The sequence below is a fragment of the Corynebacterium sp. UMB6689 genome (genome assembly GCF_030215295.1).
Lineage (GTDB): Bacteria > Actinomycetota > Actinomycetes > Mycobacteriales > Mycobacteriaceae > Corynebacterium > Corynebacterium aurimucosum.
In genome coordinates, this window is record NZ_JASOLS010000019.1 from 23,756 (window position 1) to 44,035 (window position 20,280).

At 57.3% G+C, this 20,280-nt stretch carries 18 protein-coding genes and 1 tRNA gene; 9 read left to right on the forward strand and 10 right to left on the reverse strand.

Going from position 1 to position 20,280, the window contains the following annotated elements; translation table 11 throughout:
• Window positions 1-21 precede the first annotated feature (21 nt).
• The gene (locus QP363_RS10315; RefSeq protein ID WP_070717254.1) at window positions 22-864 is read right to left on the reverse strand and encodes a class I SAM-dependent methyltransferase; all 843 of its coding nucleotides are present in this window, start codon (window positions 862-864) and stop codon (window positions 22-24) included.
• Window positions 865-946: 82 nt separating this feature from the next.
• Here QP363_RS10315 and QP363_RS10320 point away from each other — a divergent pair, with 82 nt between their 5' ends.
• Window positions 947-1,957 (forward strand): PHB depolymerase family esterase, encoded by a 1,011-nt coding sequence (locus tag QP363_RS10320; protein WP_236659268.1) that lies wholly within the window; start codon window positions 947-949, stop codon window positions 1,955-1,957.
• 21 nt (window positions 1,958-1,978) lie between these two features.
• Here QP363_RS10320 and QP363_RS10325 read toward each other — a convergent pair whose 3' ends face one another.
• A complete protein-coding gene (locus QP363_RS10325) occupies window positions 1,979-3,331 on the reverse strand; it encodes a site-specific DNA-methyltransferase (protein WP_284764483.1) in 1,353 nt (450 codons plus the stop codon).
• 423 nt (window positions 3,332-3,754) lie between these two features.
• Between QP363_RS10325 and QP363_RS10330 the strand changes: the two genes are divergently transcribed.
• Window positions 3,755-3,961: an antitoxin gene (locus QP363_RS10330; protein ID WP_070445127.1), complete on the forward strand. Its 207-nt coding sequence runs from the start codon at window positions 3,755-3,757 to the stop codon at window positions 3,959-3,961.
• 233 nt (window positions 3,962-4,194) lie between these two features.
• A complete protein-coding gene (locus tag QP363_RS10335; RefSeq protein WP_284764487.1) occupies window positions 4,195-5,610 on the forward strand; it encodes a WHG domain-containing protein in 1,416 nt (471 codons plus the stop codon).
• A 221-nt stretch (window positions 5,611-5,831) separates the two neighbouring features.
• On the opposite strand, the gene QP363_RS10340 is transcribed toward QP363_RS10335, so the two are convergent.
• The 4 genes from QP363_RS10340 to QP363_RS10355 all read right to left on the reverse strand — a co-directional run bounded on the left by QP363_RS10340 (window position 5,832) and on the right by QP363_RS10355 (window position 9,403).
• Window positions 5,832-7,439, reverse strand: coding sequence for a cation:proton antiporter family protein (locus QP363_RS10340; protein ID WP_070445130.1), 1,608 nt, complete (start codon window positions 7,437-7,439; stop codon window positions 5,832-5,834).
• A 218-nt stretch (window positions 7,440-7,657) separates the two neighbouring features.
• Window positions 7,658-7,731: transfer RNA gene (locus tag QP363_RS10345), tRNA-Pro, on the reverse strand.
• An 87-nt stretch (window positions 7,732-7,818) separates the two neighbouring features.
• The gene (locus QP363_RS10350; protein WP_070730043.1) at window positions 7,819-8,217 is read right to left on the reverse strand and encodes a YchJ family protein; all 399 of its coding nucleotides are present in this window, start codon (window positions 8,215-8,217) and stop codon (window positions 7,819-7,821) included.
• A 7-nt stretch (window positions 8,218-8,224) separates the two neighbouring features.
• Window positions 8,225-9,403: an alpha/beta fold hydrolase gene (locus QP363_RS10355; RefSeq protein ID WP_201828175.1), complete on the reverse strand. Its 1,179-nt coding sequence runs from the start codon at window positions 9,401-9,403 to the stop codon at window positions 8,225-8,227.
• 96 nt (window positions 9,404-9,499) lie between these two features.
• Between QP363_RS10355 and secA2 the strand changes: the two genes are divergently transcribed.
• The 5 genes from secA2 (at window position 9,500) to QP363_RS10380 (ending at window position 14,785) form a co-directional block, all read left to right on the forward strand.
• Entirely contained in the window at window positions 9,500-11,791 is a 2,292-nt protein-coding gene (gene secA2, locus QP363_RS10360) for an accessory Sec system translocase SecA2 (RefSeq protein WP_201829571.1), read from the forward strand.
• Window positions 11,792-11,878: 87 nt separating this feature from the next.
• Window positions 11,879-12,310 (forward strand): oxoglutarate dehydrogenase inhibitor Odhl, encoded by a 432-nt coding sequence (odhI, locus tag QP363_RS10365; RefSeq protein ID WP_284764491.1) that lies wholly within the window; start codon window positions 11,879-11,881, stop codon window positions 12,308-12,310.
• Between the two features lie 118 nt (window positions 12,311-12,428).
• The gene (locus tag QP363_RS10370) at window positions 12,429-13,184 is read left to right on the forward strand and encodes a MerR family transcriptional regulator (RefSeq protein WP_010186535.1); all 756 of its coding nucleotides are present in this window, start codon (window positions 12,429-12,431) and stop codon (window positions 13,182-13,184) included.
• Window positions 13,185-13,320: 136 nt separating this feature from the next.
• A complete protein-coding gene (locus QP363_RS10375; RefSeq protein ID WP_284764494.1) occupies window positions 13,321-13,911 on the forward strand; it encodes a bifunctional nuclease family protein in 591 nt (196 codons plus the stop codon).
• Between the two features lie 328 nt (window positions 13,912-14,239).
• Window positions 14,240-14,785 (forward strand): MerR family transcriptional regulator, encoded by a 546-nt coding sequence (locus tag QP363_RS10380; protein WP_201829573.1) that lies wholly within the window; start codon window positions 14,240-14,242, stop codon window positions 14,783-14,785.
• A 180-nt stretch (window positions 14,786-14,965) separates the two neighbouring features.
• Here the strand turns inward: QP363_RS10380 and QP363_RS10385 are convergent, their stop codons facing one another.
• Genes QP363_RS10385 through QP363_RS10395 form a run of 3 tightly spaced genes read right to left on the reverse strand, consistent with a single transcriptional unit; the run spans window position 14,966 to window position 17,996 of the window.
• Window positions 14,966-15,784, reverse strand: coding sequence for a vWA domain-containing protein (locus QP363_RS10385; protein WP_070445153.1), 819 nt, complete (start codon window positions 15,782-15,784; stop codon window positions 14,966-14,968).
• A 56-nt stretch (window positions 15,785-15,840) separates the two neighbouring features.
• On the reverse strand, window positions 15,841-16,695 hold the full coding sequence (locus QP363_RS10390) for a 3-methyladenine DNA glycosylase (RefSeq protein WP_284764496.1): 855 nt from the start codon (window positions 16,693-16,695) through the stop codon (window positions 15,841-15,843).
• A complete protein-coding gene (locus QP363_RS10395) occupies window positions 16,692-17,996 on the reverse strand; it encodes a DEAD/DEAH box helicase (protein WP_284764497.1) in 1,305 nt (434 codons plus the stop codon). Before QP363_RS10395 ends, QP363_RS10390 begins: the two co-directional genes overlap by 4 nt.
• Window positions 17,997-18,111: 115 nt before the next feature.
• Between QP363_RS10395 and QP363_RS10400 the strand changes: the two genes are divergently transcribed.
• The gene (locus QP363_RS10400) at window positions 18,112-18,921 is read left to right on the forward strand and encodes a hypothetical protein (protein WP_253287306.1); all 810 of its coding nucleotides are present in this window, start codon (window positions 18,112-18,114) and stop codon (window positions 18,919-18,921) included.
• A gap of 517 nt (window positions 18,922-19,438) precedes the next feature.
• Here the strand turns inward: QP363_RS10400 and QP363_RS10405 are convergent.
• The coding region (locus tag QP363_RS10405) for an HNH endonuclease signature motif containing protein (protein WP_284764498.1) at window positions 19,439-20,280 on the reverse strand (842 nt) is incomplete at its 5' end.

The window sequence follows — 20,280 nt, forward strand, 5'->3', positions numbered from 1 at the left end:
CCGCTCCTGGCCATGGCGGAACTACTCGCCATGGCGGCCCAACAAGAATGCATCCGTACGGTACGGGATGCTCAGCGCTTGTCCGGGGCTAAACCCCATGTGCTCGTAGAGGTACCAGTTGAGGTTGTGCGTCATGCGTTCATGGATTTTCGCTCCATTGCGAAGCCAGTATGAGCGAGTATGCATGAGTGCATGCAGATCTTCGGGGCACAGCTCGTGTTCCCACGTTAAGCGAAGCTCTTCACGGAGCGTCCACGGATCGCTCAAAGCGGGATAGAAACCGGGACGGTGGATATCACCTGAATGCATGATGCGGGAGAGCCGGAGGATCCATGGGTCAGCGTGAACGTCTAGTGTATTCCACACCAAAAGCACTTTTCCCCCTGGGCGGAGCACTCGGTCAAATTCCGCACAAGCTCGATCGACATCGACCCAGTGCCAGGTTTGAGCACAGGTGATGGCGTCGAGGGAGGCGGTATCCGCAGCTGTGTTCTCAGCGGTGGCGCGCCAGCAGGGAATCCCCAGGCGTGCCAATACTCGTGCCATATCAGGGGAAGGATCGCTGGCGTAGACGACAGGATTGTGCAGTGACTCGGTCAGTTTGCCGGTTCCTGCCCCAACGTCGAGGACGGTGTGTGCAGAGGAAATAAGTTGCGATACTTCCGGCGGATATCCAGGACGAGCATCGTGGTAGACGTCGGCTCCTTGTTGGAAAGCTCGGGCAGAATGCACCCGCTGTTGAGCAGTGCCGAAGTTAGGAGATTCTTTTCCGGATGCGTGCCGGTAGCTGGGGTAATGCTCGGGTAGTGGGTGCGGAGAGGGTACGCCCAAGGAATCGGATGGGTCGGAAGGCAAAGAGCTCATGATGCCCTCAAACTTACCGTGGTGCTGCAGGTTCGTGGATGTTGGTGGGATGTTTTAAGGTGGACGAGGATATTTTCCGATAATGAATGTGGCGAGGGGAATGATGGGCGAAGATTCCGCAACGCGGCTGCGCCGGTTGCGTGCGCTCGCTGGGTCTGTCGCCGTCGCGGCAACTGTCATGGCGTTGGCGTCGTGCAGCTCGCCTGAAGAGGAAGCACCTACGTCAACCTCCCCAGCAGAGTGGACAAATGATCTCGGTATCCCACTAGCTCCTATGCTGGTCGGCCCGGAGCCTGGACACACGAAGAAAGTTCGGTTGGCCTCTGGTCGGAGCTTCCTTCTCCATGTGCCTGAAAACTACACGCCTGAGCGTTCCTGGCCGGTGCTGCTATCTTTCCACGGGTATACAGATTCTCCGGAGAATATGGAGCAGTACACCCAATTCAATGCCGCTCACGCCATCGTTGCCTACCCAGCGGGGGAGAAGGCCGCGTGGGCGCCAGCCCCCTACGCTGCTACTAGCGCTGAAGAAGACCTAGAATTCGTTCGCTCTCTCGTGGATAGTCTGCGTTCTACTTACGAGGTGGACGATAACGCCATCTATGCCGCAGGTCTGTCCAACGGCGGGGGGTTCGCAGCCTTCCTGGCCTGCCGGATGCCGGGCACCTTTCGATCTGTAGCGACAGTTTCGGCGGCATATTACGAAGGAATCCATACGAATTGTTTGGATAAACCTGTCGGCCGTTTGGATATCCACGGTACAAAAGATCCCGTAGTTAATTACGAAGGCGGAGTGCGCCACGATACTGCCTATTCTTCAGTAGCAGAGGTGCTTGGGCAGGATCAGCGGCGCAATGACTGTCGAGGGGACGTCGATTCCGTGCGCCTGACAAACGGTGCCACCAGAGAGACCTGGACTGCCTGTGAAGCACCGCTACAGCACATCCGCATCGAAGGCGGATCTCACGTATGGCCGGGCGGAAACAATGACACGAAAATCGAAGTCGGACAAGGATTCGCTACCGATGCAGTACTGGATTTCTTTGGCATCCCCGGGCGCCCAGAAGGCACCGAAGAGCACGGCGTGGCCTAGGGGCGTTACTGCGCGGTTTTGCTAGTCCAGGGTGAAGTGGTCAAAGGGCACATCGAGTGAGCGAACTCGTGCGAGACAGATATCTGCAACCGTGTCGAAGCCTGCTTGGCGCGCCGCACTGGAGGCCTCTGTGGGGGCGGGAATCTGCACCAAATGGAAAGAGCGATGGCCACCGTCCTCGCGGTTGAGCTCGACGACGGCTTGAGCGGTTGTCCCCGAGCCAGCGAAAAAATCAAGGACTACCGCGTCTGGCCCACCGGCGATGGCAATGAGGTGCTTGAGAAGCCGTACGGGTTTAGGGAAGTCGAAGACACCTGTGATGCCGAGAGCTTCTTCGGCATCGCGACGGCCTGTGCGTGTGACTCCGAATCGCTGCCCATCCAGGATGGAACGAGGTCGTGCACCCTTCTTTTCATAGTTTTTGGTGTAGACAAAACCACGCCTGAACACCAATTCTTCGTAGTGTTCAGCAACCTTGTCCTTGCCCCATCGCCAGCGAGCTACCTTTGATTTTCCTTCTGGTTGATGGGGCCAGTACTCGCGGCCGTCGGGGGCGACGATGGGGAAGTCCAGACTGGGTAGGTAGCCCAAAGTTTTAGAGTCCAATCGGACTAAGGAGTAGTTGCCCTTCTCGTCACTGTGGTTGTAGCGGGTCGAGGTCTGCGCCTCTACATCCACATTGAACCCAGGATTTGCTGGGGACTTGGCGTAACACAAGATGTATTCATGTTCTAGTACGGCATACTTCGAGTCATTCTTGCCAGTCCCGCCCTTCTTCCAAATGAGTTGGCCAGCAAAGCAATCTTCACCAAAAACTTCATTCAGAAGGAGGCGTAGATGGGCCGATTCTGATTCGCCGATTGACACGAGGATGAAGCCTGCGTCAGCAAGCGCCTCACGCGCCAGGATTAAGCGCGGCAGCATCATGGAAAGCCATTCTGCATGCCACTGCCCAAAATGCTCTGAGCGCATATCGCGGCGCTGTCGGAAGTTGTCACGATAGACAAAGTCTTTACCAGTGTTGTACGGCGGATCGATGTAGATGATGTCCGCGCGCATACCCCGCTCAATAAAGTCATTCAGTGCAGCTAGATTATCTGCCACGCTAACACTGTTGGGGGAAGAACCCCGGCCGCTGATGAGCTTTCGCTTGCTCACAGATTCTTCTTTGGCCAGCGCAGCAGCTTGTTCCTTGCCCGGCCATACAAGCCCAAAAACCGACCCCACATCGGTGGAAGCGCGCTCAACGGGGGATGGTGTGGTGACACGAGGGCGCGTGGCAGGAAGGAAATCAGGCGAGGAATGAGACGAAGGCATCGTGGCGATTAGTGTGTTGGTTATAGAGATTAAGGACCAAGGGGGGGCGTTGAACATCGGGCCCTTTACTCGTTTCCCGCGGCAAAGAGGGAAAAGAGCACAAAAGGATTGTGTCTTAGAGTACAGGCGTTCACAAATGAGAGGGTGATGGCACGTACCAAGTTGTTGAACGAAAAGGGGTAGATGGTGGGGGTGGGGCATTATAGAGATACTTAAAACTCTTAGAATCTAGTTTTCCAAAACTGCCATGCGCTGTTGACAGCGTTAATTTATAAACGCTGTGGCGAAGAACTCAGGGCGTCGGTACGGTGGGGGTGTGTTGGCGCGCACGCCGAAGGCAGCGACCGTAGAGCATCTGTTCGTTGCGTGGGGAGTCTAAGGAGGCTTCACGCAATAGTGAACACGGCTCTGGTGTAGGTGCCTTCGGGTGTTGGAAGCCAGCACTGTTAGAAACAGTAAAGCAAAGGAAGGACTGTAGAAATGGGTATTTTTGACAAGGCAAAGGATGCGCTGAACACCGATAAGGGTGAGCAGATTTCGGATAGCGCACTGGACAAGGGTGCAGACTTGGCTAAGGGAAAGCTGGGCGAGGACAAAGCAGATAAGATTGACTCTGTGCGTGACCAGCTTGATGAACGTATCGGCAACCAGGGTGCTGAGGCTCCCGAGGGCGATGAGCAGAAGTAAAGACTAGCCGCCTCTCCGGCATGGTAGCCTTGGGCGACTAGGGCATGCCCAGTAGTCTAAAAAGTCCTGTCCACAAAGTGGGCAGGACTGTATAAGTTTTACACTAATGTATAGTTCAACCTGTTTTGGTTCAGTTGCGGACTGATGCGGCCAGGAAGAAAACTGAGAATATTCTATAAAGTTTCCTATCTTGCGTTTATGGAATTAAAATTGACCTATTCCTGGGTAGGCTAATGACCGTGATTACTTCAGTAGATGTGGAACACGGTAACCGCCCCTCTCGGCAGCTACTTATTGAGCAAGCCGGCCGGGTCATTGCCAAGGCGGGTATTGATGAAGTCCGCCTGCGGGAGGTTGCAGATCAAGTCGATGTGCCTTTTGGGGAAGCACGGGCACTGTTTGCATCTGAGGCTGAGCTTGTTGAAGCTACTAAGCATTCGCTCAATGAAGCATTGACCTCAGTAGTTGATTTACATCTAGAACGCTTACCTGAAAACGCAACTGCAGTGGACAAGCTCCGGGCCACAGCTCTGTCGTATTTCTCTTTTGCGGTTGAGGATCCTTCCGCCTTCGCAGCATTTACTGCGGTCCACGCAACGCCGCAGGTGGGGCTGAAGGCGGAAGATTTTGGTGACCGAGGCGGGCGCGCCGAGACGTGCCCTATAATGCGGATGCTTTTTGAGCTGACTGAAGACGCTATAAGGGAATCTGGCGGCCGAGAGGTCGATGCAAAGGGGACTCTGCTTTCAGCGTTGTCTATCTTCTCGCATTTGCACGGCGTAACGCAGCTCGCTGCTGAAGGAATCTTGCGTTACCTTTCGCCAGCAGCCAAGAAGCAGACGTTTAGTGCTGTTATGGATACTCTCAGCGTTGGTCTTTACCCATTTTTTAGGGGTGAGCGAATTGAACGCACCATTCCTTATGGATTGGTGGGGGAGCAGCCGGAAGCGCTTTTGACAAAGGCTAAGGATCTTCCACGCACGACAGAAGAAGAGCAGCGTTCAGCGCTACTTCGGGGTGCTGTTGAGGAGATTCTTGATCGTGGTGTAACCGGACTGTACATCGGCGGAGCTGCGAATCGAGCAGGCCTCAGCGTTCAAGAGGCTGAACACCTGATTGAAAGTGATAAGGAACTAACTAACTACCTTGAGCGCTATCTGGACAAGATCAACTATGAGTTCATTTACCGTCAGGTGGCTGCATTGCCTGAAAATGCTAGTGCCGTATCCAAGATTAAGGCCACAGGTTATGGGTATGTCTCACATGCCCTGTATGACCCACAAGGTTTCGAGACGCTGATCAAGATTGCATCTGGGCCAATCGTCCCCATGTCATTCGAAGATAATTTCCTCCCGAATGCAAACAAAGCGGTCGAGCTCGAGCGCGACTTTAGCGAGTTTGGACGAGCTTTTGGCTTCATTATGTCTCTTGTGCGCGAGGTTATCGATGAGGTTGATGGACCACGCACCCCGTGGGTGCTTTTCACCCTAGTTATTTCGGTATGGGCGGGTGCTCATGGTCTTTCCATGTTGAGCACAAAGGGGCCATTGCGTGGTTATGACTCGGACTTCATTTTTGAAGTCCTCAGTCAGTATATGGATATCGAATTTGGCGGCATCATGCGAAGCCTTAGCGGTATGGCAAACTAGTTTCGCTCTCGTGACGGTGCGGCGTGCCTAGTTGGCCGCAACAGTTATCACGGCTAATCTCCACTTCCTTAAGGGGAAGCGGAGATTTTTCTTCTTAGTTCTTCCGTGTGAAGTTACTTTGTGGCGGGTGAGATATGCGTATTTTCTAGGTGCATTTGTGTAGCTCGTGGAGGAGAAAGCCCGCCGGGGTGGGAAGGCGCCGCTCCGATGCCGTCGTAGACCTAGAGCTCACCAGCCAGGCGCAGGCGCCGCATCTGGTTTTCGGTGAAGGTCCGTTCGGCCAGTGATTCGCCTGCACCGTCCTGCAGATGCACCACGACGTTAAGCCCGAGTTCCTCGAGGTCTTCTACGTCCTCGCGGTACATTGCCACCGAGCTAATGGTGCATTCCTCGGGGTTGATATCGGAGGCGAAGATCTCCTTGACTGCGTCGACGTTCGCGTGCTGGGCGGGCATAGCAAGCATGATCATGTCAATGTGGTGACTGTCCTTGACACGCTCCCAGAAGTCGACATCGGTGGCATCGCCTTCCACGACATTGAAGCCGCGCTCTTGGAGGTGGCGCACCCGGGCTGGATCATGCTCCACGCCTAAGACTTTCGCGCCATAGACCTCTGTGAGCTCCTTGTAACAGGAAAGTCCTAGGCGGCCGACCCCAAGGACCAAAGCATGGGCATCCCCCAGCTCGATCGGACGATCTTCCGGGTGAATCTTGTGCGGTGGGCGCGTAGGTAAGCGTTTGGCCACGTGCGTGGCCCGCGAGACGCTCTGTGGGTTGAAAATGGCGGAGATGACGAAGCTCAAGGACACTGCGAGAACCAATGAAAGTAGCCAGCGCTGATTCAGCCAGCCGTCTTCCACCCCGAGGGCAGCAATGATTAACGCGAATTCGGAATAATTGGCCAGGAGCAAAGACGCGAGGACGGAAGTACGGTTGCGCAGCCCTAGTGTCCACAGGATGGCCCAGTAGGCGATTCCCTGGACAGGCAAAAGCATTAGGAGCAGGCTGGCGTCAAGGAGGTGCTGCCACGTCGGGAGGCCCAGGAAGCCGATGTTGACGAAGAAGCCAACCAGCAGCAATTCTTTGAGTGTGAACAGTGAATGGCTGAGTTGTTCCGCCCCAGGGGAGCGAGAGAGAACCACGCCCATGATGAGAGCACCCAGACTGCCCGAGAGTCCGACCCATTCGAAAAGAGCATAACCAGGCAGAAGGGCCATCACGATGCCGAATAGTGCGCCCAGCTCACCGTGGCCGAGCTTGTACCAGCGGCGCGTTGTCAATGCCAGTAGCGGCACGATGAGTACAAGCAAGAGGGCAGTCAAGCTGGGCGGCTCCCCGCGGAGAATGCTCATGAAGGCAACAGCGATGATGTCCTGCATAATGAGTACGCCAATACAGATATTTCCGTACAGGGCTTGTTCATCGCCGCGGTCCTGCAGGATTTTTAAGACCACGATGGTGCTTGAGAAGCTCAGTACCAGGGCGATGTTGACAGCTACCGAAAAGCTCGTAGGTCCAAATACACCAAGAGCCCCGAGTGCTGTAATGAAGCCCGCTCCGAGCAGAGTCATCACGAGTACATGTGCGCTGGCTGTCAGCCACACAGCTTTATCAGTTAAGGCCCTGAGATCGAGGCGTAACCCGATTGCGAAAAGCATGAGAGTAACGCCAATGTCCGCGAATAGATTTAATGCTTCGACATGCTCGACTCCGCCGGCGTTGAGCGCAAAGCCAGCGGCGAGAAATCCAATAAGTGGAGGCAGGCGCACTGCCCACGCGATGAGGCCGCAACCAAACACCACAGCGAGGTAGGTCAACAACAATTCCATGAATTGTAATAGTGCCTCAACCCAGGTTATAGCCCTAGTTAGAAACGCTCTTTAGCCCATGAGGGGGAGAAACATAGGGGCAGCGCTGCTTGGCGACGACACATTAGGCACTTTGAAGTTCTGAGTTACGGTGGACTAGCCGGCTAGTCCACCTCAGGATGGGAAAGGAAAACGTGAGAAAAGGCTGGCCAGAATCGCTCTGACCAGCCATAATACTGTCGGACTAACAGGATTTGAACCTGCGACCCCTACACCCCCAGTGTAGTGCGCTACCAAACTGCGCCATAGTCCGCCGTCGCACTATTTCGTGCAACTGCTACAGATTACACCAGCGGTATTCGCTTCGACAAATCCCAGCTCAACCTCTGTTTTAAAGGCTCTAAAACTCTCCGGTGGAATAGACCCACTGCCCGCCTTGGCGGCGAAAAGAGGAGCGCTCCCGTTGAGAGCCCTTGGCAGCTCCCTTATAGAAAGCCTCGAATTCAACGATGCCGGTCTGGTCCAAGGGGCCGCCCGCGACGGTGTCGATAATGTCGAGGCGATAAAAGCGAATGCCGGTTTCGGCGAGGTCGAGGCGCTCCGGGCGGGTTTCGGGGTCCCAGGTGCGCAGCAAATAATCCTCGTCGCCGGTGACGAAAGCGCTGAAACGCGAGCGCATCAGGGCCTCCGCTGAGGGGGCGGGTGTGCCGGTATGGTAGCGCGAGCAGCACTCGCCGAAGCTTAGGCCGGTACCGCAGGGGCAGCGGGCGCCAGGATCAAGTGGGTTAAGAACAACCATGGGCGGCTTATTCTGCAGTGGTTGCCACGGCGGTGGCGATGTCCACAGCGAGGAGGGAGTCGATGGTGGTGGAAGCGGCGGCGTCGGCAAGCGCGCGTTGTTGATCGGCACTCAGAGAGCCAGGAAGCGTCACCATACGTGTGAAACGAGATTCGGATTCTTGGCTAACCCTGACAGATACCGCTTCGAGCACCTTCGCGTCCATTTTCTGCGCCTTGCCCGCTTCTTTGATGGCCTGAGTGCTTGCCGTAGCCACAGCGGACATAAGAAGGCCTTCCGCGGTGAAACCTTGGCCTTTGCCGCCGTTCTTTTTCGTGCGGTCAGCGCTCACCGATCGGTCATTGTGGCGCACGACGACGCCCATCCTGGTTCCAACTGCCGGGATTGCAAGCGCTGAGTCCTCAGCAACTGGGGTGGGAATGTTCTCCGGAACAATGAACTGCTCCGCCCACGCCCCGATGAGGTCGGCGGCACGGGCTGCCGCGCCCTGCTTAGTCACCAGGTGATCGGCCTTATCCAAGGCGACGAGGGACTTGGGATAGCGCGTGGTCCGGAAAATATTTTGCGCGTTATCAATGCCCACCGTTTGATCAATGGGGGAATGTAGCACCATGAGGGGCTTGCGCAGGCGCGGAAGATAGTCCTCCGGGTTGGTCTCAGCAAGGTCTTCGAGGAAGAGGCGCGAAATGGTCAGTGCCCGGCCTCCAAGGGTGACCTCGACTTCACCGTTGGCGTCGACCTCGCCGATCTTGTCGGCGTAGTGCAGCACGGAGTGTGCAGGATCGAAGGGGGCGCCGATGGTGGCCACGGCCTTGAGGGAGCGAATGTTGTTGGCCGCGGCCAGAGCGGCAGCCCCGCCCAGTGAATGGCCCATGAGTAGCTGCGGTGCGGAATAGTTCTGTGCTAGCCAGTCAGCGGCGGCCTGGATATCGGCAACATTCTGGCTGAAACATGTGTCCGCAAAATTTCCTTCGGATTGGCCTAGGCCAGGAAAATCAAAGCGCAGGGTAGCGATGCCAAAGTTAGTCAGCTGTTTGCTCACACGGGCAGCGCCCGGGGTATGGCGCGAGCCGGCAAAGCAGTGCGCGAAGATGGCGAAGGCTTGCGGAGGGGAGTCAGGGAAGTCGATGGTTCCGGCCATCGTGGTACCGGTGCTGGAGGGGAGCGACACGTTCACGGATTGCATGACCATAAGGATATAAGGGCGAACGCACGCCTGCGAACCGGGGTTGACTAGAGTCGATAGAAGACCTGTATGACGCACAAGGATGGAGGAGTGCTCATGGGCGCATTCGATTGGTTCTGGAAGGCAATGGGCGCGCAGTCCGAACGCAACAACAAGAAGTCGAAAGCCGTTGTGACGGCCGCAGATTCCGCGGTAGAGGATATCGCGAACCTGTCGGATGCAGAGGTTGCCGCCACCGCACGGGAGTGCGTGAAGGACGGCAAGATCGCGGATAAGTCCCGCTTCCTCGCAGCCCTAGCCGTGGCCAGCGAACGCAAGCTTGGCATGCGTCCCTTTACTGTCCAGTCCCAAGCTGTGCTGCGTCTTCTTGAAGGCGACGTTATCCAGATGGCCACTGGTGAGGGAAAGACGCTGGTGGGAGCCATGGCCGCGACGGGTTTTGCGCTGACCGGCAAGCGCGTGCACCTGGTGACAGTGAACAATTATCTAGCAGCGCGCGACGCTGAATGGATGCGCCCGCTCGTGGAGTTCTTTGGACTCACGGTGGCCCCGGTAACGGAGAAGCTCGGCCCGGAAGAACGCCGCGCGGCTTACTTATCCGACATCATCTATGCACCAGTCAATGAGCTCGGTTTCGATGTGCTACGGGATAACCAGATCACGTCCCGCGAGCAAACGGTGCAAGCGCGCGCGGATGTGGCGTTGGTGGATGAAGCGGATTCTGTGCTTGTCGACGAAGCCCTCGTCCCCCTCGTCCTCGCCGGAAATCGCCCCGGTGAGGAATCTACGGGCCACATCACCAACGTGGTTTCCCGGCTGCGAGAGGAGCAGGACTACGTTATTGCGGAGGATGGGCGCACGGTAGCGCTCACCGAGGAGGGCGCGGCACGTGTGGAGCACGAATTGGGACTCGACTCGCTCTACTCGGAGGAGAACATCGGCTCCGTGCTGGTCAAAGTTAACTTAGCGCTGCACGCTAAGGCACTGCTTATCCGCGATATTCACTACATCATCACGGACGGAAAATTGCAGCTTATCGACGCCTCCCGCGGCCGCGTAGCGGAACTGCAGCGCTGGCCGGATGGCCTCCAGGCCGCGGTGGAGGCCAAGGAAGGCCTAGAGGTGTCAGAAGGAGGGCGCATCCTCGACACCATTACGCTCCAGGAGCTCATGCGGCGCTATCCGCTAGTGTGCGGCATGACCGGAACCGCAGTGGAGGCAACAGACCAACTGCGTCAGTTCTATGACCTGCACGTCTCGGTCATCGACCGCAACAAGGAACTGCAGCGCTTCGACGAACCTGACCGCATTTATGCCTCCGTGGATGAAAAATCCCGTGCCATCGTCAATGAAATCGTGGCAATCAATAGCACTGGCCAGCCGGTACTCGTGGGTACCCACGATGTTGCTGAATCAGAAGACCTCGCCGAAGCCCTACGTGAACAGGGGATTACGGTCAACGTCCTCAACGCAAAAAATGATGAGGACGAGGCGCGCATCGTTGCGGAAGCAGGCGACGTGGGGCGAGTGACTGTGTCTACCCAGATGGCGGGCCGCGGCACCGATATCAAGCTGGGCGGCGCGGATGAGTCTGACCGTGAAGCCGTTGTTGAAAAGGGCGGTTTGGCAGTGCTCGGCACCTCGCGGCACCGCTCCTCCCGTTTGGATAACCAGTTGCGCGGGCGTGCAGGCCGCCAAGGAGATCCGGGCATGTCGCTCTTTTTCGTTTCCTTGGAGGATGACGTGGTCAAACAGGGCGGGGAAGATGAATCCTTGTCCGCGCGCCCCGATGCCGATGGGCTCATCGATTCCAAGCGCGTCCGGGACTTCATTGCACACTGCCAACGCGTGACGGAAGGGCAACTGCTGGAGATTCACGCGCAAACCTGGAAGTACAACCAGCTACTCGCGGACCAACGCATCATTATCGATGAGCGCCGTGCCAAGTTGCTCGACACTGATCAAGCCTGGCAGGAGTTGGCTGAACGGGCGCCCGAACGCGCAGCCGAGCTTGGCGACGTCCCCGCGGAAGCTCGTGAGCGGGCTGCCCGCGAGATTATGCTGTACCACCTAGATTTGGCGTGGGCCGACCACCTAGAGCTGATGGATGACGTTCGTGAATCCATCCACTTGCGCGCCATCGCCCGCGAGACGCCCATCGACGAATACCACCGCATCGCGGTGCGTGAATTTAAGGACTTGGCGCAGCGGGCAGTTGATGACGCTCTTGATACTTTTAAGACTGTGCTTATTGATTCTGAGGGTGCCCACCTCGAGGATCATGGGCTGTCTCGACCGAGCGCCACATGGACTTATATGGTCTCTGATAACCCACTATCTGGGGGCGGAAATTCCGTGCTCAAGGGCATAGGAAACATTTTCCGCTAATGTAAATGCGCCAGAGGTGACTCGCGCGGACAGCGGAGTCGCTAATATGGAATGAGTCAACATCGATCCGACCCTTCGGAGGTAAAAATGAGCGAGAATACCGGAACGCCGGAACCGCAGGCAGAGACTACTTCTGTCTTCCGCGCTGATCTTCTCAAGGAGATGGAAAACGGCACCGCGGCGGGTTCTGACGCCTCCGTTGCCGGCGCTGAGAACCTGGCAGAGGGCCAGGCGCTGCTCGTCGTAAAGCGCGGTCCCAACGCTGGCGCACGCTTCCTGCTGGATCAGCCGACCACTACCGCCGGACGCCACCCAGAAGCAGACATCTTCCTTGATGATGTCACGGTGTCCCGCCGCCATGCCGAGTTCCGCTCCAAAGACGGCCAATTTGAGGTTGTCGATGTCGGATCGCTCAACGGCACTTACGTCAACCGTGAGCCACGCAATGCGCAGGTGCTGGAAGTAGGCGATGAAATCCAGATCGGTAAGTTCCGCCTGGTTTTTATTGCCCCTAAATAAAAGCAGTTCTAGTTAGCAGGAACTAACGGGTGCGAGGGGGAGTAGGTTTATCTCGCACCCTGCCCACGTTCCCGCTGTGTCCAAGTGAAACCGTGTAGAAAGCAGTAGTAGTCCTATCGTGAGTGCGCAGAAGTCCACCGCCGCTGCCGCAGCAGCGTCTTCCGTGGCCAAGAAGACCAAGCCTGCTAAGCAGAAGCCCATGTCTATTGGCGTAACGCTGAAGCACGTTCAGAAGCAATTTCCGGACGTGACGGTGTCGAAGATTCGCTTCTTGGAGTCTGAGGGGCTGATTACTCCGGAGCGCACCGCAAAGGGCTACCGTCGCTATTACCAAAAAGACTTGGACCGCCTGCGCTACATTCTGACTGCGCAGCGTGATCACTACACGCCGCTCAAGGTCATTCGGGAACAACTGGATGCGATGGACTCGGGGCAGGTGACCGCTATTGTCTCCTCCCAGGCTGAGGCCCTTATCAGCGCTGAGCAGCTACGTGCGCCGGTAGTTACCCGGCTTACCGACGCCGACGTGGCCGACCAAGCCGGAACAACGCAGGAAAACATCGCGAAACTGGTCTCGGTGGGCCTGATCAAGCCGGATCCGGCGGGCTTCTTCGACACGGATGACGTGTCCATTGTCTCCGCGGCCGTGGCGCTGGAGTCCTTTGGGCTCGAGGCTCGGCAGTTGAAATCGCTGCGCAATGCTGCCCGACGCCAGGCGGACATGATTTCGCAGGTGGCAACGCCGGTCGCGCATTCGAAGTCTGATACCGCCCCGCAACAGGCGGAGGAGCTGTCACAGCAGATGGCGGCCCTGGTTTTATCGCTCCACGGGACGTTGGTCAAGACCGAGCTTCGCGACGAATTCCGGCCTTAAAACCTGATGCCTGGCTCGCGATGGAATGTGGCCTAACCCAGGCTTCGTGTCGCCTTCTCGTGCCACTCCGAGTATCTTTACGCTGCCTAGCTGGCCCGAGAACCATGTGCAAGAAAAGTGTGTAAAAGTGGGTCCCATGACTACTGAAGTACTGAAATTTTTAGGAATCCATCCCGTCGGACCCGAAAACAATCTGTGCGCTCTTTTCTACTGGGAAGAGACGGACCGGCACGTGCCAGTGTGGGTCTCACCGATTGATGGGGCGCGCGTGCTGCAAGTCCTCGAGCGCCATTTCAACGCGCGGCCAAGTACCTACGAGCTGCTCATCGCCTTCGCGGACCAGCTCGATGGCATCGAGCACATCTGCGTCTCCGAGTACCGCAAAGGCGTTTTCATGGTTGATCTTGTGGACGGAACCGGCGAAGAGCATGATGCCCGTATGTCCGATGCACTCGTCCTGGCAGACCACTATGGGCTACCCATCCATTTTGAAAAGGATGTGCTCGACGAGGTGGCCATCTACATTAGCGACGAGGACCTTAAAGAGTATTACGACCTAGAGCGCGAGGCGGAATCCCCGGAAACCTTTCCAGAGAAGCGCATGCGCGACTTTCAAGAGCGAGCTGCTCAGCAGAAAACGCAGGAAGATGATGGCTTCGAACAGATGATGCGTGATTCTGGCATATCGGAGGAGGACTTGCTCGGAGGAGAGGAAGAGGAGGACTAGCCCCTTCACTGCGAGGAGCCTAGGTTCCGCGTAGTTCAATAGCGGACATATGTTCTAAACCGATCTTTGATGGACAGAGCGGCGCCTTTGCGGGCGCCGCTTTTCTCGTGCTGTCAGTGAAAATTTTTAATGACACGCGTGTGACTAATGATGACAAAGTGAATCAAAAAGTCTAAAGTTCTACTAGAGGTTCACCGATGACGACCCTTGACGCCGTCGCTGACGTGTCCTTTAATAGAAAAATAGAACTCCCCTCAAGTATCACTGGAGTAATTACGTGAGCAGTAAGAATAATCGTACTGAGTCCAGCGCCCTGCCGCTCGACGAGATTGCCGCCAACACCTACGTTCAGGAATCTCTCTTCGATGTAGGGCCTGATGAGGAGCTGGGCTACCGCGTTCCCATCGCGTGTCAGGTAGCTGGAATCACCTATCGCCAGCTGGACTACTGGGCGCGCACCGACTTGGTTAAGCCCTCGATCCGTACTGCCCGCGGTTCCGGTTCCCAGCGCTTGTACTCCTTTAAAGACGTGCTGGTCCTGAAGATTGTCAAGCGCCTTCTGGATACCGGAATCTCCCTCCAGAACATCCGCCTCGCCGTGGAGTCTTTGCGCGACCGCGGCGTCAACGATCTTGCTGAGCTCACCTTGGTGTCGGACGGCACCACGGTCTACGAGTGCCGGTCTAACGACGAAGTTATCGACCTGCTGGCCGGCGGCCAAGGCGTGTTCGGCATCGCTGTGCCGGGTATTCTCAAGGAACTCTCTGGTACCATTACTTCCTTCCCAGCCGAGCGTGTTGTAGAGGAAGAAGACATCGACGTTGTCATTGGCCTCGACGAGCTGGCCGCTCGCCGCAAGCGCAAGACCTCCTAAAACGCCTACCACAGGAAGCCGCCGCCGCTCCTCCTCCTGCGCACTGCAGCTCACGTCAGTGCTGTTGAGGATGCGGCGGCTTTTCTTCTCTGCAGCCCTGCACCCACATGACGGTTTTACGTGCCCGCACACCGTCGCTTCAAGCAAGGCCGCGCATCCTCCAGGTGCGTACCTAAATTATTACGCCCCAGCGGCGCTCGCGATGCTTTCTTGTGCATTGGAAGGATTCGAGACAGTGGAATAATCGTCTGCGAGTTTTTCCAACTCTGTGTCCTTTTCGCCATCACCGATATGGACCACACTCAAACTAACGCCTTCACCGCGAGCGTTCTTGGCTGCCTCCGCAAAGCTTGCGTCATCCATATCCTGTTGGGTCCCAGTGGTAATCAGCACGACGCGAGTGTTTTCGCCACTACCAGCTGTTTGATCCGTGGCGTTATCGAGTGCCGCAACGACGGCGCTGCGTGTTTGTGGTACACCGCCGGTGCCGAACTGCCCCACGGCAAAGGCGACGTTCTCGGCGTCGCCGTAAGCAACATTTTGACGGAAGCCCACGATGGCTGTTGCGGAAATGGGGGAGGAATAGTTCCAGAGAGCCACTTGGCTTCCCTTCGCGCCGACCGCCGTTGCCGCCTCCGCCACGCCCTGAGTGACAGCATCGAAGTACGGCGCAAGGCTGTCGGATGTATCGAGCAGGAACAGCGTATTTGGCGCGACATCTTCAGGGGCCTTGTCTTCCGAGCTGGGCGCGGCCGAAGAAGGCTGCTCTGATTCCGAAGACGTGGCGGATTCCGGAGTCTTGGCCGCAGTGCTGGTGGGGGCTTCCTCAGTGGAAGTCGCAGCGGTTGTGTCCGCAGCCTCTGTTTCAGATTTTGAGGAATCTCCCTCTCGGAAAAGGAAGAAACCGCCGATGGCCAGCGCCAACACCGCCAGGACGGCCACGATGATGACCCACGGTGCAAATGCGTAGTTATTTTTTCCATCCGAGTGCCGGGCCATCTCTTTCCTTCCGCGCTGAGGTCTCGGGGCCGCGCACTGCGTCCCGACGGGTCACATCAATGGTCTCTCATTGTAGCGCTCAGCGCTGCTCTAATTAGGGAGACAAGCCGCGCGCGGAGTGGCTCGGAGGCGTCGGCAAGCGCGCGTTGGCGTCGCACGTACTCCGACTTTCCCTCGGGCGTTTCGATAGGAACGACACCAAAACCCCATTCGCGACAATCGTAGGGAGAGGCCTCCATATCGAGCGTGCGTGCGGCGACGGCCAGACGGAAGGTGTCAAGAAACAACTCACCCGGCACCAGAGGCCCCAATTTCCACGCCCACTTATAGAGATCCATGCTCACATGGACGCACCCTGCTTGGTCGTTTTCCGGCTGGTCTTCGCGGTTCAGCACCGTGAGATTGAGCGGACGCGCGGGCTCCGTAAAGAAACGGAAGGCATCGTAATGGGTGCACTTGATGCGGTGCTTGTCGACGACCTCATTCGTCCCCTCCGCCCCTAACCGCAACGGCAGGTCATGGCGAGGAGCATCAGTGTGGTAGACCATGGCCCATTCATGCAGCCCAAAACAATCAAATTGGGTGGGGTTGCGTGTAGTCTTTTCCAGTAGGTCAAGGATGTAGCGCACGGTACCGCCGCGGCGCTCGAGGAAGGCCTCGGTGTCTACCGCAATTCCCTCAGCAGTGCGGTGGTAGTAGCGCCAGTCGCTGTGTGGAGCATCCCCTGCCAGGGTGATGCCTACCCCCGGGTGCCAACGCCGCAGATGCGAAGGGCGAACAGGGTAGTACTCGAAGAGAAAGTCGTAGACAGGGTGGTAGGAACCAGGGTGCCGAAAGCGCTTGAGGAACTCATCTGCTGATTCCTCATGCTTGCGCATTCGAGCTTGCCAGTCTGTGGTCTGCAGAATCATCGTTGACCTGCGTTTCCCCGTCGGCGGCGCGAGTTACGGTGGCGCTGGCCTTGGAGGCCCGCCCGCTGACGCGATGTCTGCTTCTTAGATGGTTGCTGGTGTGGTGGGCCGAGCGGTTCGCCCTTTGGCTTGCGTGCACCGGTCATCTGGGCAAGCTCAGGACTGCTGGCAGGGTTGGCGCGGTCGCTGATGTCGAGGTCGGTGTGTTTGACCCCCGCTTTCGCGATGAGTTTAGCCACCTCGTCGCGCTGTTCATCAGTGACGAGCGTGACAACGGTGCCTGAATCTCCACCGCGCGCCGTGCGGCCGGAACGGTGCAGGTAGGCCTTGTGTTCCGCGGGCGGGTCAACGTGGACGACGAGGGAAACGTCCGCGATGTCGATTCCCCGCGCGGCGATGTCGGTGGCGACGAGCACAGGAACGCTGCCGTCGGCGAAGCCCTCTATAGCCTTTGTCCGTGAGCCCTGGCCCTTATCGCCGTGGAGAGGCAGCGCATTGATACCGACTCTGCGGAGCTTTTTGGCTTGCCTGTCGACGCCGTGCTTAGTGCGCATGAACATGATGGTCTTGCCTTTGCGTGCACCTAGGCGCAGGACGACGTCGTTGCGCGCCTCACGCGTGCCGATATATATCAGGTGGTGTTCCATCGTGTCCACGGCGGCCTCGACAGGCGCGGTGGAGTGAGTTACGGGCTCGTGCATGAACTGCTGGACCAGCTTGTTGACTTCACCGTCGAGGGTGGCGGAGAAGAGTAGGCGTTGGCCGTCTGGTGGGGTGAGCTTAAGTAGTTTGCGCACTTGGGGGAGAAACCCCATGTCCGCCATCTGGTCGGCCTCGTCGAGGGCAGTGATAGCGACGTGGTCGAAGAAAAGCTTGCCCTGGTCGATCAGATCCTGTGCTCGCCCCGGTGTAGCAACGAGCAGGTCGACCGGGCGCGCGAGTGAGCGAATGTGGTTGTTGATGTTGACGCCTCCGACTACCGCAAGCACACGCAGGCCGAGGGCAGCTGCTGGTTCTTCCAGGCGCTGCTGGATCTGGGTTGCCAACTCGCGTGTTGGTGCCAGAACGAGCCCACGTGGGTGCGCGGGGCGGGAAACACCAGATTTTGCCAGCCGGGACAACATAGGAAGACCGAACGTAAAGGTTTTCCCCGAACCGGTGGGGCCGCGGCCGAGGACGTCCTTGCCGGAGAGGGTGTCGGGGATCGCGGCTTCTTGGATAGGGAAGGGGGTCGTGATGCCCTGCTTATCTAGAACACGGACAACATCGCGGGGGAGGCCGAGATCGGCGAAAGTACTCATCGGATGGCAGTCTAATGCGCTGCACCGTCAGATCGAAAAGCTATGACGGGGAACGGGCCTCGCATCCTGCATTTTTCACAATATTGTGACGTGGTTCTCTGTTAGATTGATCGGCATGACGAACCCTTTCGCTAACCCGCAACAACCGCCCGGTGGATTTGGACAGAACCCACAGCAAGGCCACCCAGCGCACAACCAAGCAGCACCTGGATTTAACAATCAGAATCAAGGGCCTAACGCCAGCGGACCGGCAATGCCGCAGCCGCCGGAAAAGAAGTCGAGCTCGAAGAAGGTGCTGTGGATTGTACTGGCAGTAATCCTTGTACTCGCTATTATCGCAGCCGTCGCAATCTTTGCTGCGGTTTCCTTCTTCAAGGATGTCGCAGCTGACTTCGACGAAGCACCACGAGACGTCGCGGCTTCTGATGACACGTATTGGAATAGTACATACGACGCTGATGATGTCGACAGGATCCGAGCCTCCGAGGTATCTGCTCCGGTGCCCGAACCGCTTATTGGGCTTTCGGACGAGTGCTATGAGGACACATCTTTCTTTGGGCAGTCGGACTATCTGGGCTTGGACGTGCAGTGGGTTCCGACGATCTCTTGTATTTATGGCCCGGACAGGGAGTTCGTGGCTCAGTACACAGAGAACGCGGATGCGATTCGCGATACAGAAAGCGTTGGGCTAAGCGATTCCGTTGAGGACTTTACTTCGGCCCGTGGCTCGCAGATTGCCGCCTTTGGGGAGGCAGAGGAGTACGTGATTGCGGAAGTTCTCGAGGATGGCGACGCGGTCATTGAGTACGTCATGGATGGTTATGACGACAACGGGGAGGAAGCTGATTTGAATGATCTAGCAACCTATCTTGTGGGTGCGGGCATCCTTGAGCTGACTCCGGGAGGCCCGCCGGTGGATGCCTAACTTTTAGCGCCGCACCTCCCATCCATCCGCCGGCTGCACAGCCCGCGAGCGCGCATTTGTCATCCGCAGGCGGTGTGGATAGCCGGGATAGCAGGCAGTAAATCTCTCGGCCGCTCCTGCTTCAGGTCGATTGCTTTCGAGAACTAGCTTGAAAGTGTTTCGCTGCGGTGGGGCATCGCACGGTCGACTTGTTGTCACACACCACGGGTATCCCGTTAATCTTTCGGTTGGCGGGTCTCGTTCTTTAAGGGCTTAAACCCGGCCTTACTGTCACTGCCGTTGCATCTGGGTGGCGGGTTTCTCCTTTAAGGGCTTAAGAGTCCCGGTACACCCCGCTGCATTTTGTGGCGCATTAGCCGTGGTCAGGGATCCCCGCGTGCCTTGTTGTGGTTTGTGGGTGGTGTTGTCTGAAGGATCGCCGGTGTGCCCGCGAACCTTCCCTCGGTTGGCGGGTAGCGGTGTTGGTGCAGGTGGTAAGCCGTTTCCTTTCAGTCGTTGTTGTGTGTGGTGGCTGGGGTTAACTGCTGTCGGGTGGTTCCTCTGGTGGCTGTTCTGCTTTTTCGGTGTTGAGTCTGGCTAGTGCTTCTTGGTATTCCGGCATTGCGGTTATCGGTGCACCCCAGGGTGGGATGAAGCTAACCCCGGTGTTAAGTCGGTACATGTAGCCACGTCCGGTAGGCCTTGAAGGGTCATCGTCGTTAATACCGTTGTGGTAGGCACACAGGAAGGTCAGGTTTTTGATGTTGGTAAAGCCACCTGCTTGCCAGGGGATGAGGTGGTGGACTTGGCAGTAATCGGCTGGTTTGTTGCAGCCTGGTCTTGAGCAGGTGTGGAATTCCGCGTGCAGGCTAAGGCGTTGGTTGAGGTTTGCTCCACGTTCTAGCCGCCAGGTGTTGATGGGCCCGTCAAGAGGGTGGACGAGGGTGGCGTAGCCTATTTCGGCAAACTTGTGGGTGAGAAACTCTGCGCCTGTCATGCGCGCGCCGTTAGTCAGGTTGAGCTGGATTTCGTCCCCGTCGCCGTTAATGATTTGGTCCAACTCATTTAATGTGATGATGACTTGGGTGCGCACGGCCGGCTTTGTACCGCTTGCTTGGTTGAAGAAGACGTCGTTGGCGGCTTTAAGAAGGTCGGTGGTGTTGGTGGATTCTAAGACGGCGCGCATGTTGGCAATCGTGGTGGCGTCATCGGTGATGGAGAGCGTGTTGGGGCCTTGTTCCCGGTAGGTGATGCGCACGCCTGGTTTGGCGGTTCTTTTAGCACGCAGTTCTTTAAGCCGTGCGGCGGCAACATGTGGGATGCGGTGTGCGGGTGTGGCGGCGAGTTTGATTCTTAAGTTCCAGGCATCCAGGGTCTTTT